At 38.5% G+C, this 15,696-nt stretch carries 18 protein-coding genes; 4 read left to right on the forward strand and 14 right to left on the reverse strand.

Annotated features, from left to right (window positions below; genetic code table 11):
- Nucleotides 1–139: 139 nt before the first annotated feature.
- The gene (locus AC1RNS_RS04145) at nt 140–709 is read right to left on the reverse strand and encodes a ComE operon protein 2 (protein WP_492990976.1); all 570 of its coding nucleotides are present in this window, start codon (nt 707–709) and stop codon (nt 140–142) included.
- Between the two features lie 123 nt (nt 710–832).
- Nucleotides 833–1,480, reverse strand: coding sequence for a helix-hairpin-helix domain-containing protein (locus AC1RNS_RS04150; protein WP_492990978.1), 648 nt, complete (start codon nt 1,478–1,480; stop codon nt 833–835).
- Nucleotides 1,481–1,696: 216 nt separating this feature from the next.
- Between AC1RNS_RS04150 and AC1RNS_RS04155 the strand changes: the two genes are divergently transcribed.
- Nucleotides 1,697–2,992: a methyltransferase domain-containing protein gene (locus tag AC1RNS_RS04155; protein WP_492990980.1), complete on the forward strand. Its 1,296-nt coding sequence runs from the start codon at nt 1,697–1,699 to the stop codon at nt 2,990–2,992.
- Nucleotides 2,989–5,574 carry a polynucleotide kinase-phosphatase gene (locus tag AC1RNS_RS04160; protein ID WP_492990981.1) on the forward strand — a complete coding sequence of 862 codons (2,586 nt, stop codon included), beginning with the start codon at nt 2,989–2,991 and terminating at the stop codon, nt 5,572–5,574. Before AC1RNS_RS04155 ends, AC1RNS_RS04160 begins: the two co-directional genes overlap by 4 nt.
- 172 nt (nt 5,575–5,746) lie before the next feature.
- Here the strand turns inward: AC1RNS_RS04160 and AC1RNS_RS04165 are convergent, their stop codons facing one another.
- From AC1RNS_RS04165 to AC1RNS_RS04205, 9 genes are read right to left on the reverse strand one after another with little or no spacing between them, the layout of a single operon-like run.
- Nucleotides 5,747–6,487 carry a class I SAM-dependent DNA methyltransferase gene (locus AC1RNS_RS04165; RefSeq protein ID WP_492990983.1) on the reverse strand — a complete coding sequence of 247 codons (741 nt, stop codon included), beginning with the start codon at nt 6,485–6,487 and terminating at the stop codon, nt 5,747–5,749.
- Nucleotides 6,488–6,832, reverse strand: coding sequence for a ribosome silencing factor (gene rsfS / locus AC1RNS_RS04170; RefSeq protein ID WP_054771089.1), 345 nt, complete (start codon nt 6,830–6,832; stop codon nt 6,488–6,490). It abuts the gene before it with no gap.
- The gene (gene yqeK / locus AC1RNS_RS04175; protein WP_492990986.1) at nt 6,829–7,401 is read right to left on the reverse strand and encodes a bis(5'-nucleosyl)-tetraphosphatase (symmetrical) YqeK; all 573 of its coding nucleotides are present in this window, start codon (nt 7,399–7,401) and stop codon (nt 6,829–6,831) included. Before yqeK ends, rsfS begins: the two co-directional genes overlap by 4 nt.
- Complete coding sequence (locus AC1RNS_RS04180) at nt 7,370–7,960, reverse strand: nicotinate-nucleotide adenylyltransferase (RefSeq protein WP_492990988.1); 591 nt, start codon at nt 7,958–7,960, stop codon at nt 7,370–7,372. Before AC1RNS_RS04180 ends, yqeK begins: the two co-directional genes overlap by 32 nt.
- A 9-nt stretch (nt 7,961–7,969) precedes the next feature.
- A complete protein-coding gene (yhbY, locus tag AC1RNS_RS04185) occupies nt 7,970–8,272 on the reverse strand; it encodes a ribosome assembly RNA-binding protein YhbY (protein ID WP_492990990.1) in 303 nt (100 codons plus the stop codon).
- A 5-nt stretch (nt 8,273–8,277) separates the two neighbouring features.
- Nucleotides 8,278–9,108 (reverse strand): shikimate dehydrogenase, encoded by an 831-nt coding sequence (aroE, locus tag AC1RNS_RS04190; protein ID WP_492990992.1) that lies wholly within the window; start codon nt 9,106–9,108, stop codon nt 8,278–8,280.
- Between the two features lie 33 nt (nt 9,109–9,141).
- Nucleotides 9,142–10,245, reverse strand: a complete 1,104-nt coding sequence (gene yqeH / locus AC1RNS_RS04195) for a ribosome biogenesis GTPase YqeH (RefSeq protein WP_492990994.1) — start codon at nt 10,243–10,245, stop codon at nt 9,142–9,144.
- Complete coding sequence (locus AC1RNS_RS04200; protein ID WP_492990996.1) at nt 10,242–10,763, reverse strand: YqeG family HAD IIIA-type phosphatase; 522 nt, start codon at nt 10,761–10,763, stop codon at nt 10,242–10,244. The genes yqeH and AC1RNS_RS04200 overlap by 4 nt, the downstream gene beginning before the upstream one ends.
- Nucleotides 10,764–10,799: 36 nt before the next feature.
- A complete protein-coding gene (locus AC1RNS_RS04205) occupies nt 10,800–11,582 on the reverse strand; it encodes a phosphatidylserine decarboxylase (RefSeq protein ID WP_492990997.1) in 783 nt (260 codons plus the stop codon).
- Nucleotides 11,583–11,718: 136 nt separating this feature from the next.
- On the opposite strand from AC1RNS_RS04205, the gene pssA reads away from it, so the two are divergent.
- The gene (gene pssA / locus AC1RNS_RS04210; RefSeq protein ID WP_492991189.1) at nt 11,719–12,219 is read left to right on the forward strand and encodes a CDP-diacylglycerol--serine O-phosphatidyltransferase; all 501 of its coding nucleotides are present in this window, start codon (nt 11,719–11,721) and stop codon (nt 12,217–12,219) included.
- 86 nt (nt 12,220–12,305) lie between these two features.
- The gene (sigK, locus tag AC1RNS_RS04215) at nt 12,306–13,013 is read left to right on the forward strand and encodes an RNA polymerase sporulation sigma factor SigK (protein ID WP_283868838.1); all 708 of its coding nucleotides are present in this window, start codon (nt 12,306–12,308) and stop codon (nt 13,011–13,013) included.
- Nucleotides 13,014–13,481: 468 nt separating this feature from the next.
- On the opposite strand, the gene mtnN is transcribed toward sigK, so the two are convergent.
- The 3 genes from mtnN to greA all read right to left on the reverse strand — a co-directional run bounded on the left by mtnN (nt 13,482) and on the right by greA (nt 15,553).
- Entirely contained in the window at nt 13,482–14,174 is a 693-nt protein-coding gene (gene mtnN / locus AC1RNS_RS04220) for a 5'-methylthioadenosine/S-adenosylhomocysteine nucleosidase (RefSeq protein ID WP_492990999.1), read from the reverse strand.
- A gap of 58 nt (nt 14,175–14,232) precedes the next feature.
- The gene (locus tag AC1RNS_RS04225) at nt 14,233–14,901 is read right to left on the reverse strand and encodes a YrrS family protein (protein ID WP_492991000.1); all 669 of its coding nucleotides are present in this window, start codon (nt 14,899–14,901) and stop codon (nt 14,233–14,235) included.
- Between the two features lie 163 nt (nt 14,902–15,064).
- Entirely contained in the window at nt 15,065–15,553 is a 489-nt protein-coding gene (gene greA, locus AC1RNS_RS04230; protein WP_492991002.1) for a transcription elongation factor GreA, read from the reverse strand.
- Nucleotides 15,554–15,696: the final 143 nt, after the last annotated feature.

The raw sequence follows: 15,696 nt of genomic DNA on the forward strand, positions 1-15,696 counted from the left end.
AGAGCTGAGGTAAAATGCGGTTCACCTTTCAAGTAAAGCCAAACGACAATAAGTAGGAGAATGGACAATAGCCAAGCTGACTTGTGTGCTGCTATGGAGGCTACAAGTACAGCTAATGCTACGTGAATCCATTTATGCTTTAAAGATTTTTGCCAAATAATGCACTCACCTTCTGTTCATATGGGCGCAATTTCTCAGCAGGCATTCCACTCTCACGAAGCTCATTTAGCATGTCTATGTACAAGGCTAATTTTTCGTCGCTTAAAAAATCAATTTTGCGCTCATCAAAAGGTACGTGAACGACCTCCACACCTGCTTTCTCAAATAACTCCTGTGCATACGGGTTATTTTTATAATCCGTCGCATAATACACACGCTCAATACCCGCTTGAATTATAGATTTTGTGCATGGGAGACATGGAAAATGAGTCACATATAGGTCTGCACCCTTCGTAGGCGTACCATATTTAGCACATTGTAGAAGTGCATTCATCTCAGCATGTACCGTACGTACACAATGATTGTCTACAACGTAGCACCCCTTTTCAATACAATGCTCATCACCTGTAATTGAGCCATTATAGCCTCCAGCAATAATTCGTTTATCCCTCACAACAGTTGCGCCAACGGCTAGTCTTGTACATGTACTACGTAACGCAAGAAGATGGCTTTGTGCCATAAAAAATTGATCCCAAGTAATTCGCTCCATATGACTACCTCCAAAATAATTTAATGTTAATCACTTTAAAATTTGACTTTTTATCATATCACTTTTCTACTATAGTGTAGCCCTTTTTGAAAAGAGTCGTCAATATGACAAAATTTGTAGCTATTACTTTACTGTAATAGAATCCTTCAGCTTCTCAAAGGTTTTTTCACCAATTCCACTTACTTTTTTTAAATCCTCAATGGTTGTAAAGCTACCATTCTCCTCACGATAGGAGATAATACTTTGTGCTTTAGACGGACCAATCCCTGATAAAGTTGACAGGGCTGCTTCATCTGCTTTGTTTAAATTGACCTTTTGATTTTTTTGATTACTTTCACTGGATGATATTCCACTAGTAGACATCAACAGAATGGAAGCCGTGATTTCATCTAGCTTTTCACCCTTAACAGGGATATAAATGACCATTTCGTCCTGAACTTTCTGGGCATGGTTAATAAGTTGGGGATCAGCTTCCTGCGTATAGCCACCTGCCAGCTGCACTACATCCATAATACGTTGGTCGACTTGTAACTCATACACACCTGGATACATAACAGCACCCTTTATATCCACAAATACCTGCTGTATGACCGCTTCTTTAGCAGGTTCATCTTGTTCAATCTGTTCAATTGGTTGGATTGTTTCGACGAGCTCTTTCTGGGGAGATGAAGAGTCGGAACTCGAAAAAAAGAAGTAACAAAGTCCACTGATTACAAGTATGGCGGGGAGCAGCATACTCTTTTTATACTTTTGCCATAAAGATTGGAGCATTCTCTACATCCTTTCTTTTGCAAAAGGTAATCATATGGAGTCTATTTCATCTTACAATATCATCCTGGTATTGAAAAGATAGTTCAACAATAAAATGATATATCTTTTTGATTGACTGAATCGGAACCTTATATGACTCTGACATTATTATGCAAAATTATGTTATGCTTTTAAAGAGACACATCAAACCTTTGCGTACTGAAATGGAGGATGACAATGCAACTAACAATACGGGCAAAGGGAGAAAATGTGAAAGCTATCTCCTATTTACTTTCAAAAAATCCTAATAATCTATACGAACGAAGAGTCAAGGATCATTTAGTTCGACTTGTCTATCATGAGCTCACTGAAACAAATCTATCTGTGACAATCTTTGTTACACCAAATCCGCTTGCACTTGTCCAAAATGACAATGCACTTGATATAACACACTATATTAATGATCGCGAATTCGCCGCAAGCAGTATTTTTTTATCCCTTATCCGCTCTGCTTTAGGTACAGCATTAAATGGTAAGCCAAAAGAGGAGTATTCGGAATGGGTCTTACATTCATTTGCATTTGAATTTGAAGTGGGACCCATTGCATCCACAATGACAAATGAGGAGATAAAGGGTCTATTTGAGCCTCTAGGATATACAGTCAGCATTGAAGCTATACATCATCAGCAACGTGCACGTTTTCTAAAATTATCAGCGGACATCACGCTTCAGCAAGCACTGCAACATCTTTTTGTGCTCATCCCAGTGTTAGATGATTACAAGCACTATTTTATTGACCAATTAGAGGTAGATAAGCTTAATCGCTATGGAGAGGGCTGGTTACCTACACACCCTATGCAAGAAATTATTTATAAAAAAGCGCTTCGCTTCTCACATCTATATAATAAGAGTACAACCGCAAAACCTTCTACTATTTCTCTAAATACATTACGTTATGAAAAAATAGTGGAAACGATTAAACAACTGCCACGAAAATCGACTATTGTGGATTTAGGCTCTGGTGAGGGCAAGCTTTCAAGTTTACTCGCCTATGTGAAAGGCGTTGAAGAGCTGCTTGCTGTTGAGCCAAGTGAAATAGCTATGAAAAAAGCGCTCAAGCGTTTTGAAGCGCTAGAGGGAGTGTATGTATCTCCTACACCTACATGGGGTTCTTTATTCTATTATGATGCACGTTTACAGCATAAGGATGTCATCGTATTATGTGAAGTCATTGAACATATTGATGAGGAACGTCTTCCTAAGATTATGGCATTATTGCTAACTCATTACAGTCCTCTAACGTTAATTCTAACAACCCCAAATGCAGAATATAACAAAGTTTATGAACTGGATGTTATGCGTCATAATGACCACCGATTTGAATGGACCCGAGATCAATTCCAAAAATGGTGTCATGCGATGAATACACATGGACAATATGAGCTTTCATTTACAGGCATTGGTGATCAGCACGAGCTATATGGACAACCTACACAAATGTGTATTTTCAGGAAAAAGGAGATGATTATATGAACATTACCATACCAAGCACAGGGATTGTTCTGCTAATTGGTCCATCTAATAGTGGGAAATCTACACTTTTACAACACTGGGTAAATACAGGCATCCTTTCTCCTTCAGAAATCATTAGTTCTGATACATATCGGACACTAGTTTCAGATTCGAATTATATAAATTTTCAGGGCCATTCACAGGAAGAAGCAGATCTTTTATATGAACAATATTTCGCAATCTCAACGCAAGCATTTGCTGTTATGGAGCGCGTTTTAGAAGCAAGATGCACGTTAAATAAATGCACCTTTGTCGATGCAACTCACCTAAAATCAGAAGAACGCCAACAATACATTTTACTTGGTAAAAAACTGCATGTTCCTGTTTGTGCGATTGTACTGGATGTTCCCCTAGAAGAATTACTACTACGTGATACGATGCGTAATGACCCAAGAGGAAATAAACGTATTAAACAACAGGCACGATTATTGAAATCAGAAAAACGATTGATAAAAAAAGAGTCATTTTTGAAAACGTATTTTGTAAAAGAAGTAGAGGAGCTAACGCTAACTAGACAAGAGTCCCCTTTGTATCTAAATGTAGATGCAGGGCTTGATATTATTGGTGATATTCATGGCTGCTTTGACGAATTACTTGAATTACTTGAAAAGCTAGGATACGAAGTAAATAAGGAGGGTTACTATATTCACCCACAAGGTCGACGCTTTGTTTCAGTGGGCGATATTATGAGTAGAGGGCCAAAATCAATCAAAACCATGGACTTTTTTGAACGTCATATCGAGCGCGGGCTTGCCTTTATGACCGATAGTAATCATGGCTGGAAAATCGCTCGTTGGTTAGATGGACGTAATGTATCATTGCATCATGGGGATGAGCTGGTAGAAGCAGAATTTATGGATTATGAAAATAACTATGGAGGGGCGGAAACAGCAGCCTTAAAAGCTCGACTAGCAAAATGTTTACTATCCGCACCCGCCCATTATGTGCTGATGAATAAAGGTCTTGCATCCGCTGTTGTCACGCATGCAGGAATCCGTGACCGTTATATAGGCAAGCAATCAGCTAGAATTTCAGATTTCTGTCGCTATGGAGATGTACAAGAGCTAGGTATTTCTGGCAAGCCTATACGTAATGATTGGTTTACTGAGCATCAAACATCCCAGCTAATTATTTGGGGGCATGACCCAAAAATCAATCCTCTTAAACAGAATCATACTTTGAATATCGATCAGGGTGTTGTTTTTGGTGGTCAATTAACCGCATTTCGATATCCTGAACAAACCATTATGTCTGTAAATGCCTATAAAAACTATGCTGGTACTCAAAATAACCCCTTACTCGAAGCAAAAGCAAAACGATTCGAGCCACCGAACATTGCGGCATTTCTAGCGGGATTTGCTGTTGAAACCCCGTACTTGGGCGCAATACAAATTGGTGGTGCTCAGGCAAAAGCCGCTATCGACAGTGTTTCTCACTATACAGTACCCTTAGAGCAGCTTATTTATATACCACCAACTATGAGCCCTACCCCGCAAACTTCTGCTCTTGACAATACTTTAGAGCATCCTGCTGAAGCATTTGCTTATTATAAAAAACATGGCGTGCAAACAATGATTGCCGAGAAGAAACACATGGGGAGTCGTGCAGTAGTTTTATTATTTAAGGATGCACATGTTGCTAAAGAATATATGGATACGGAAATGCTCGGTATTTTGACTACTAGAACAGGCAGACGCTTTTTTGATAAAGAGATGGAATATAAAGTTGTTCAACAGCTTCATTCTGAACTGCTTGGGAAAAACTACTTTGAACAATTTAATACGAATTTTGTTCTGCTCGATGCAGAGATTCTACCTTGGAACTTAAAAGCACAGCAGCTAATTGATCAGCAATATGCACATGTAGCTGAACAAGCACTGATGGACCGTTCGAAGCTTGTAGAGAAATTACAAAATACAACACAAATCAATGTATCAGAATGGCTTCAAGACTATCAATATTTACTTAACAATGCACAACAATTTTCAACAGTTTATCAAAACTACTGCTGGGAGGTTCAAGAAACGTCAGCTATTCAAATAGCTCCCTTCCATGTATTAGCACATAGCTCTGAAACGTTTTTCCACAAACCACATACATGGCATATGGAAATGAATCGATTGTTTGCCAAAGATTCTACAATCTTTATTGAAACAGACTATAAAACTATACATGATGAAGCCTCTGAACAGGAGGTAATTGCGTGGTGGGAGGAAATGACTGCTGCTGGTCATGAAGGTGTTGTAATTAAACCTGAACTATTTGTAACAACATATAAAGGCAAATTAATTCAGCCAGCAATTAAAGTACGTGGGCGAGAGTATTTGCGCATCATCTATGGCATGGATTATTTACAGACTTCAAATTTAGTAAAACTTAAGGAACGCAACCCAAGTAAAAAAATGAGGTATGCATTAGGTGAATTCGCACTTGGATTAGAAGGGATTGAGCGTTTTGTCAGAGGCGAATCAACCGCCCGCATACATGAATGTGTGCTAGGCACATTAGCACTTGAAAGCGACCCTGTTGACCCAAGACTTTAATAGTTAGTATTAATACGCCTATTTTGTCAACTATATCCATTATTTTGACTGTTCTATCCTCTGATTCGTGGATTCCATCCATCACTTTTACTCTTCTATCCACCTATTTACGGTTTCTCTTAGGCCATAAAGAACAAAACAGCTTGCTGGATATATACCAACAAGCTGTTTTTTATTTAACCGCACGGATAAAAATTCGTTCACTTTCATATTCAGGGGCATCATCTGTAAAATCTGCGGTTACCTCCACATGCTTAAAGCCAATTGTATGAAGCCATGTCATATATTGCTCAATTGGGAATGTACGTTGAATATGCTCCTCGTCAATGCGTTCATACAGATCACTTGTAGCATCTCTGACAAAAAACGTCATTTGATGGATAACAGAGTGCTCAAAATCACCTGGCTCTGTATGCCATACATAGCTAATGTCGCCATCGTCATACGTAAATGGACTATCTAAAAAAATATCATTCATTTTATATAGTGAATGCACATCAAAAAATAGTTGACCACCATCTTTTAGCGCATCATAAATTCGTTTTAATGTGGCATAAACTGCTTTTTCTTGTACGACATAATTTATTGAGTCAATAGCAATTGTTACAACGTCAAGCGCCTCAAAGCCCTCTAATTCATCCATAGACATACAAAACAGGGGAACATGTAATCCTTCATCAGCAAATCGCTCTGCGGCAATTGAGAGCATATTTTCAGATAGATCAATTCCACTCACCCTATAACCAGCCCTTGCAAACAATAGACCCAGCACACCTGTACCACAGCCAATGTCTAAAAGCTTAGGGAATTGATTACATGGTGCATGCTGCAAAACCCACTCCACATACGTATTGTAGGGGATATCGACTTGTAGCTCATCATACACATGGGCAAAGCGTTCGTAGCTGCTCACTTAAGCCTCTGGTATGTCTAGCTGCGGTGCATCGCCCCATAGACGCTCTAAATTATAATAAGCACGCTCATCCTTATGGAATACGTGTGCCACTACATCTCCTAAGTCTACAAGAACCCAGCGAGCTGCATCGAAACCTTCGACACGACGAATTTCATAGCCCTCTTTTTCAGCTACATCTTGTAATTCACGCGCAATAGCTTGCACTTGTCGATCTGAGTTACCATGAGCGATGATAAAATAATCCGCTAAAAGTGAAATACCTTGCATATTTAAAACGACAATGTCCTCCCCATGTTTGTCGTCAATTGCTTTGTAAGCTGCTTGTAATAAAGTTGAAGTCATCCTTCACTGTCCTCTCTTTTCATCATATCGTTATAACATTCTATTGATAATGGATAAATTGGCTGCTTTGTGTCAATTAGAAAAGCCAATGTATGACGTACACAAGCACTCATCGCTTTATCCAAACCTTTTTCTGCCTTTTTGCGCAGACGATCGACGCCATCAAATTTACGATTAGGCTCAATCATATCTGCTACAAAAATTATTTTTTCTAAACGGCTCATACCAGCACGCCCTGTTGTATGAAAACGAATAGCATTAAGCATATCCTCATCTGTGAATTCAAATTCACTTTCAGCGATATATGCACCTACTGGACCATGTAACAGTTCACTGCCCCAGCCAAGCAAACGAGCGTCTAATCTTTCAGTTCGAACAATGTTCTCCATCCATTCAATATCAGCATACTTTGCAATATCATGGAGGATAGCCGCTGTTTCTGCTTTTTTCTCATCCTCGCCATACTTTTTAGCTAATTCAATAGCTGTTTCCATTACCCCAACGGTATGAATATAGCGCTTTTCAGGCATACGAGGCTTAATCGCTGCTAAATACTGTTCGCGTTCCATAAAGACCTTCCTCTCGTATATACGTCTCTACCGCCTCAGGCAATAAAAAGGTAACTGTTCCACCAGTGGCGAGACGTTCACGAATTAGTGTGGACGATAAATCGATTTGAGGAACTTCCACCATTAGAATAGGGTACTCTGAAATAGCCTCTGTCCCTGGACGCTTCACCCCTACAAACTGCACAAGCTTCACCAGCTCATCAATACAGTACCATGAATGAAGGGAATCAATCATATCGCCTCCAATGATAAAGTAAAATTTTACATTTGGCTCTCTTATGCACAATGCAGAAAGAGTCTTATATGAATAGGATACGCCGCCCTTCTCAACCTCATACGACTCCACAGAAAAATGTGGATATGGACTTATAGCACGCTTGACCATTTCAAGTCTCTCCCTATCACTAGCATCATGACGAGCAAACTTATGTGGAGGCAGCGCATTGGGCATAAAGCGTACTTCATCTAAATCCAATACATGAAGTACTTCATTTGCCATCATTAAATGACCATTATGTGGCGGATTAAATGTTCCTCCCAATAAACCGATCCGTTTCATCGTCTCACCTTATTTCGCTGCTTTCGGTAGTACAATCTTTTTTTGATTGCGGGATTCTTTATATAAAACAACTGTTAATCCAATTAATTGCACAAGTTCTGCATGCGCACCCTTTACTAGCGCTTCTGCAACTTCATGCTTGTCCTCCTCACAGTTATCTAAAATGCGGACCTTAATGAGTTCTCGTACTTCTAATGCCTCACGAATTTGCTTCGTCATTTCGTCATTAACGCCACCTTTTCCTACTTGGAAAATTGGTGTCAAGTGATGTGCTTCTGCACGTAAAAAACGTTTTTGTTTACCTGTTAACATAAAAATTAGTATCCTCCTAATTGCGCCTTTAATTGCGCAATCATTGAATTTGTATTTGGGGATTCACCTAGCCAATACTCAAAGGCGATGGCCCCTTGATGAACAAACATTCCAAGTCCTGTGACAACGGTTGCTCCTTTTACTTCCGCTGCTTGAAGAAAAGGGGTCATTAATGGATTATACACAATATCCGCAACAATTGCGCCCTTTGTAAGATGTTCAAGTGAAAATGGCATAGAAAAATTGCCCGTAGCAAGCCCAGCCGATGTCATTTGCACAATTATGCTGAAATCGGCTAATGTCTCTTCTGCTTCTTTTAATGAAATTGCACGCCCCATTCCCATTTCATTAATAATAGCTTGGGCATTCGCCACTGTACGATTGGTAATGGTCAAATTGCAATAGCCTTGCTGCTGCATGGCAAAGGCAATGCCACGAGCAGCGCCACCAGCACCAACAAGTAACACAGGTTTGTCTTTATGAGACACACCAACTGCTTCTTCTAGTGAACGAACAAAACCGATACCATCTGTATTATAGCCCTTCAACTTTCCATCTATTGTTCGTACGACTGTATTCACTGCTCCCATTTTTTGTGCCAGCTCATCTAGTTCATCTAGATATGGGATGATTGCTGTTTTATGAGGAATTGTAACGTTCCAGCCACTTGCTCCTAATGTTTTCAAACCAGCAACTGCTGACTCTAATTGATCAGCAGATACATGTAAAGGAATATATGTCGCATCAATTGACATATGTTCGAACCAAGCATTATGCATGGCTGGTGATTTTGAATGTTCAATTGGATCACCCATCACTGCAAACCACTTCTTCATTCTCTAGCCCTCTCTCTACTATTATCCTTCGATTTATATAAGTGAAGGACGAATTGAAACTTGTACACCTTTTGGTGCATAAGCTGCAACAACTACATTTTCATGCTGCACCGTGATCCAGCCAAGACCCGAAAATACAACATCTGTTTTCCCTTCTTTTATCGAAAACTCATGACGCACTAATGGCGGCAACTGATCAATAAAATCCTTAGTCGGCGGTGCAAGTAACTCTCCCTTATGCTCTGCATATAATGTATCTGCCTTCTCCAGTTTTGTACGGTGAATTGGTAAGTCATTAGCTACATGGACCGTAAATGCTGAACGTTCTCCTTGAATAAAGTCAAAACGCGCTAGTGCACCAATAAATAAAGTTTGCCCAGCGTTTTGTTGGTATACTTTCGGCTTTATTTCTTTTTTCGGCATAATATATTTTAATTCACTTGCATCAATATGGTGTGCCATCTGATGATGATTAATAATCCCTGGTGTATCATATAATGCACTACCATCATCTAATGGAATTTCAATCATATCCAAAGTCGTACCTGGGAAATGAGAGGTAGTAATCACCTCACCCTCACCTGTAGCCTGTTTAATGATGCGATTAATGAACGTGGATTTTCCAACATTTGTACAACCTACAACATAAACATTTTTCCCATTGCGGTACTCATCGATGGCTTCCATTGCTTCAGCCATTCCTTTTCCTTTATGGGCACTTACTAAAAGCACATCGATAGGTTGCAGACCAAGAGCCTTTGCCTCACGTTTCAACCAATTAATTACTTTTTTCGGCTTTACTGATTTCGGTAATAAGTCAGCCTTATTCGCAACCAATAATACAGGATTTTTCCCAACGAAACGATGAAGTCCTGGCAGCCAGCTCCCATTGAAGTCAAAAATATCAACAATTTTTACGATTAAGCCTTGCTGTGTTCCAAGACCATTAAGAATGCGTAAAAAATCGTCATCTGTTAATGACACTGGTTGAATTTCATTATAATTTTTCAAACGGAAGCAGCGTTGACAAATGACCGCGTCTTTTTCTAATGATGATGGAGGGGCATACCCAACTGCTGTTTTATCTTCTGTTTGAATTGTTGTACCACAGCCAATACAATTTGGCATTTCGTTCATTCTTTTTCCTCCCAAGTTATAATTCCTTTTCGTTTTAAATCATTGAACACGCGTCGTTCAATGAATCGATTGAATTTTGTTACGAGCCCATCAGACTGTGCAACAGGTTTTACAAGTACCGTATGCAAACCTAAGCGATTGGCACCCATTACATCTGTTAAGAGTTGATCTCCTACCATAACCACTTCATTTGGACGTAGCCCTAATTGAACAATGGCACTATAAAAGGCATTACGAAATGGTTTTTTTGCCTTATGGATATAAGGAATACCTAATGGCTCAGCAAAATGCTTGACACGTGCTTCATTGTTATTTGACGCAATAATAACACGAATACCTGATTCCTTCATGATACGAAGCCAAATAATCAGCTCTTCCGTTGCATCAGCACGGTCCCATTCCACAAGGGTATTATCTAAATCTGTAATAATTCCTTTAATGCCTAAGTCTTGAAGCTTTTCTGGTGTAATTTCAAAAATACTCGTCACAAATTCATTTGGTAATAAAAAATTATACAAAATAGCGACCCCTAATCTAAACGTATTATTCGACCATTATAGCATATTTGCAAATGCTTCACCCATTCGAATTGGGCTTCCTTGTACTACATTATCCGTAAATTCGATTGCTCCTTTTTCAAATAAAATAACGACCGTTGAGCCAAATGAAAAATAACCTACTTCTTCACCTTTATGCCACTTTGTTGTAGTATTCGTCAGAACTATAGAGTTAACAAAAGTAGCTCCTACCTTTATAAACGCTACCTGCTGATTATTAGCCACCTTCAACTCTGTTACTTGACGGTAATTATGGGAAATCGGTTTTTTCCCATAGGAAAGACCAAGCTGATTCACAGGAAACGATTTTTGCCCAAGTGTATATTGTCTTAGCACTAATCCATCAATAGGACTATGAATACGGTGATAGTCAGCAGGACTTAAGTAAAACACAATAAAATGGCCATCAGCATATTGTGCGGCACGTTCGTTATTGCCAAGTAAATCTGTTAATGCATACGGCTTCCCCTTTACAAGAAACGTCATATCCCATTCGATACGACCAAAAGATTCCACTTTTGCATCAACAGGACTTGTATAAGTAGTCGGATTTTGTTCAATTGGTCTGACATGCTCCAAAAGCTCTCTTGTAAAAAAATCATGTAAACTTGAAAATTGTTGTGGTTTTTTTGAAACTTCTTCAAGGTTAATATCGTATACCTTCATATAGCTAGGGATTATACGTTTACTCCACTTAGCTTTTGCAATCGTTTGTAAAAGTTGAGAGGATTGCTTGCCATTTGTTAATTCAATCAAGCGTTGATATAATTTTTCTTTCATAAAACAAAACCCCTATCGATTAATTTAGACTGTCAATTTTTTCGCATTCGAAGTATAATGGTACAATATCTTAAGTGTAAAGGAGTGATCCCCCTTGTTTTTTTATCACAAGTTGGTGGATACCACGGTTAAGAAAATGAAATCGCAAGCAGCAAACTTCATTACAATCAGTAATATGTCCTGTGGTGGCGCAGCCATTATGGCTACATTACATGAATACTATAGCTACAGTGTCTTATTTATCTTTATTGCTGCCCTTCTAGATCGTTACGATGGGAAGGTAGCCAGAGCTCTCGGACAAGTGTCTGATTTAGGTAAACAGTTAGACTCTATGAGTGATATTATATCATTTGGTGTAGCGCCTGCATTATTAATGTATGAAGTGGTCTTAGTAGACTTTGGTTACGTCGGTATGATGATGACCGTACTGTATATCATCTGTGGTGCGATGAGATTAGCTCGCTTTAATATTAGTGAACCAAACGGCTATTTTACAGGGTTACCAATTACAGCTGCAGGTACTCTCTTAACTTTAACGTATTTTGCATCTACTGCGTTCCATCCAGCATTTTATCTTTTCCTTTTTCCAATACTAGCTCTATTGATGATTAGTACATTCACGTTAAAAAAAGTGTAACAGCACATTTGCTGTTGCACTTTTTTCATTTAACACAGTTTCCTAACATATACTGTCGAAAAATGGGGAAAGGATGAAATCATTCAATGAGCGGAATTTTTACATCTATGTTGCAGTTATGGCTTGAAATCCCAGCGTTACTTGGCTATTTAAAGGGGCAAACATTCCATAAACCCTTTTCAAAAGAAGAGGAAGCTGCTTGTATTGAACGATTTTTAGGCGGTGATGAGCAAGCGCGTCTTGATTTAATAGAGCGCAATATGCGACTCGTTGCACACGTTGTAAAAAAATTCCACCCAAAGCACGAACAACTAGATGACTATATTTCCATCGGTACTATTGGTCTTATGAAAGCTGTAGAAAGCTATACACCTGACAAAAAAACTCGTCTGGCCACTTATGCTGCACGCTGTATTGAAAATGAAATATTAATGCATCTGAGGACACAAAAAAAGGTGCAAAAGGATGTTTCCTTATTCGAGCCAATCGGCACAGACAAAGATGGCAATGCGCTACAAATTCGCGATCTTTTACAATGTGATGAGGAAAGCGCCACAGAAAAAATTGAGCATAAGGAACATGTTGCACAGCTCTATCATTATTTGCACATGCTTGACGAACGTGAACTCGAAATTGTGACACTTCGCTATGGCTTAAACCAGCAGGATGCTCTTACACAAAAGGAAATTGCGGCACGCTTAAATATTTCGCGCAGCTATGTGTCGCGCATAGAAAAGCGGGCACTAATCAAGCTCTATCAATTGTATAAACGAGACCAAAAGACTATTGAATAATTTATTGTAAATTGATGTTTCGAAAATAGCAATAAAATCTACGATATGCACGACTTGTATTCTTGTATTTTTTGTTACAAATACCAATCATGAAATTAGCTTTAGAAATTGTATCACGAAAGAAGAAAAAAATATGTATGTAAATCATCCGAATAATTTTAGCACCAATACAGAAAAAACTTCCTTGCGATAATAAATATCGCAAGGAAGCTTTTCTTCACATTACTATACAGTTTCTGAGAGCTCTGCTGAAATAAGTGAACCAAGTAAAGTTGTAATAATAACTACACCAGCTGTTAAAAATAACATCATGAATACCTCCCAATCAAATATGAAGAGATTTAATTAATGACAGTGTAGCATTCATTAAATTTTTTAACTGTGATTTTTCTCACACCACTATTTATACATTGTGTCTATTATGTGTAATTTATCTCGCTTATGAGTCTTCCTATTCAGTAAAGCAACTTATAACATTTCAATTGCTTTTAAGACAATTTGTGTTGAATGTTTTGCAGCTACAGGTAAAAATTCATCGAAGCTAATATTGGATTCTTTCCCTGCGATATCAGATAAAGCACGGATTACTACAAATGGTGTCCCGAACTGATAACACACTTGCGCAACAGCCGCTGCTTCCATTTCAACTGCCTTCATTTGTGGGAAATGATGACGTACAGCTTCTACACGCACTGGATCATTCATAAAAGCATCTCCTGAGCAAATTAACCCAATACCAAATTGATGCTCTCCAACTGCCTTTACAGCCTCTTCCGCCACTTTCATTAGCTTTTCATCTGATTTATAAGCTGCTGGCATTCCAGCCATCTGTCCAATCTCATAGCCGAAAATTGTCACATCTACATCATGATGACGAACCTCATCTGAAATGACAACTGCTCCTACTTCAAGAGCCTCATCATAACCTCCAGCTGAGCCAGTATTAATGACTACATCTGGTTTGAATTCATGTAAGAGAATCGTAGTTGACATCGCAGCATTTACTTTACCAATGCCGCTTTTTAATAACACAACCTCTTTGCCATCATAGATTCCTGTTGTATATTCACTACCTGCAATTGTTGTACTTTTTCCATCTTCTAATGATGCTCGTAGTAGCTCTACTTCTTCTTCCATTGCGCCAATTACTGCAATTTTCATAGATATATTTCTTCCCTTCTTTATACTCTATTAAAAATAAACAAAAGAGTTACTTTCGTCAATAGGCGCCATTTAATGTATTTAACTGTTCAAGCTTTACTGGTAACCAGCCCTCTTGGTCAACCCATTCCATACTAACTCTATACATTGCTGTTTTATCATTCGTTGAAACAGTTGCTATAGCCGTATTAGCGCTACCGTTATTTTGAATACGCCAAATAATCATATTGTCCTTTTCAATGCCTGTTGCGGCTGTAATCGTTGCCACCTTTTCTGCCCAGTCTACAGAAGTATTATCGTATGAAGACACATGCTGACCTGTTTGTGTCGTAGGAGTAGGCTTCCAATTTTTATTGGTAACAACCTTGTCTACAATTGGATTATCAGACGTAGTTTCCTGAGCATTGCCCTGTTCAGATGTTGATTCTTCTTCAGTAGGCTCTTCTTTTGCAGGTTCTTCCTTTGCTGGTTCGTTATCATCTGTGGTAGCATCCTTATTATCTTCTTTAGAAGGCTCTTCCTCAACCTCCTTATCGTCATTCTTTTGCTCTTGTGCTGGCTCATCTTTCACGGCTTTTTCTGCATCATCTTGCCATTTAAACACATAGACAGCTGTGATAATAATTAATACTACAACTATACCAATTAATACATTCAATAGTTTATCTAGCTTTTTATTATGAGATGGCTGCAAATGACGACTGCTTCGAGTTTGTCGTTCACTCATGAATTCTCCCCCTCTCTAGCCAATATTTTATCAATTTCGACAGCACATGCAAAATATTTGTGTCTATTTTTTGCTTTCCATATCCTGTGAAACACTAATCTTTATAAAATAAAAGCAGTTAACTTTCTTTTAGAAGAGAAGTTAACTGCTTGTACATATATAATTATTTTATAGAAAGAATCTTAACCTTCATTTCGCCGCCTGGTGTTTGTACAGCAACCTCTTCACCCTCAGCACGGCCAAGTAAGCCTTTTGCGATTGGTGATTCATTAGAAATACGGAATTCCATTGGATCCGCTTCAGCTGAACCTACAATTGTATATGATTCCTCTTCAGTTGATGGTTTACCATTAATGATTTCTACAAATGTAACCGTTTTCCCAAGTGATACTACACTGTTGTCAGTTTCATCTTCAGAAATAATTACCGCGTTACGAATCATTGATTTTAATGTAGAAATGCGTCCTTCTAAAAAGGCTTGTTCTTCTTTTGCTGAATCATACTCAGCATTTTCAGAAAGGTCTCCGAAATCACGTGCAATTTTAATACGTTCTACGATTTCCTTACGTGTTTCCGTTTCTAATTTCACTAATTCATCTTCTAATTTTCGTTTACCCTCAGCAGTCATTGGGTATTGTTTTTCATTTGCCAAAGTCCTTCACTCCTTATTTCATCAATATAAAAACATAAAACTCGACTAAATGCCTATAACAAGCATTTAATCGAATTTTATTATTTTTAAACGTTTTTCAAATTACGCTTTGACCTAATAGTATGCATGCTTTTCAGAAATAT

Source organism: Lysinibacillus sp. GW821-FHT14F06, from assembly GCF_058803665.1.

Excerpts from the sequence above, each read along its gene's own strand:
- yqeH (WP_492990994.1), bottom strand. The coding sequence starts at position 10,245 with ATGAACGAAATGCCAAATTGTATTGGCTGTGGTACAACAATTCAAACA.
- yhbY (WP_492990990.1), bottom strand. The coding sequence starts at position 8,272 with ATGTTAACAGGTAAACAAAAACGTTTTTTACGTGCAGAAGCACATCAC.
- yqeK (WP_492990986.1), bottom strand. The coding sequence starts at position 7,401 with ATGGAACGCGAACAGTATTTAGCAGCGATTAAGCCTCGTATGCCTGAA.
- AC1RNS_RS04150 (WP_492990978.1), bottom strand. The coding sequence starts at position 1,480 with ATGCTCCAATCTTTATGGCAAAAGTATAAAAAGAGTATGCTGCTCCCC.
- AC1RNS_RS04225 (WP_492991000.1), bottom strand. The coding sequence starts at position 14,901 with ATGAGTGAACGACAAACTCGAAGCAGTCGTCATTTGCAGCCATCTCAT.
- mtnN (WP_492990999.1), bottom strand. The coding sequence starts at position 14,174 with ATGAAAATTGCAGTAATTGGCGCAATGGAAGAAGAAGTAGAGCTACTA.
- sigK (WP_283868838.1), top strand. The coding sequence starts at position 12,306 with ATGAGCGGAATTTTTACATCTATGTTGCAGTTATGGCTTGAAATCCCA.
- aroE (WP_492990992.1), bottom strand. The coding sequence starts at position 9,108 with ATGAAGAAGTGGTTTGCAGTGATGGGTGATCCAATTGAACATTCAAAA.
- AC1RNS_RS04145 (WP_492990976.1), bottom strand. The coding sequence starts at position 709 with ATGGAGCGAATTACTTGGGATCAATTTTTTATGGCACAAAGCCATCTT.
- AC1RNS_RS04155 (WP_492990980.1), top strand. The coding sequence starts at position 1,697 with ATGCAACTAACAATACGGGCAAAGGGAGAAAATGTGAAAGCTATCTCC.
- AC1RNS_RS04160 (WP_492990981.1), top strand. The coding sequence starts at position 2,989 with ATGAACATTACCATACCAAGCACAGGGATTGTTCTGCTAATTGGTCCA.
- AC1RNS_RS04205 (WP_492990997.1), bottom strand. The coding sequence starts at position 11,582 with ATGAAAGAAAAATTATATCAACGCTTGATTGAATTAACAAATGGCAAG.
- pssA (WP_492991189.1), top strand. The coding sequence starts at position 11,719 with ATGAAATCGCAAGCAGCAAACTTCATTACAATCAGTAATATGTCCTGT.
- rsfS (WP_054771089.1), bottom strand. The coding sequence starts at position 6,832 with ATGACTTCAACTTTATTACAAGCAGCTTACAAAGCAATTGACGACAAA.
- AC1RNS_RS04180 (WP_492990988.1), bottom strand. The coding sequence starts at position 7,960 with ATGAAACGGATCGGTTTATTGGGAGGAACATTTAATCCGCCACATAAT.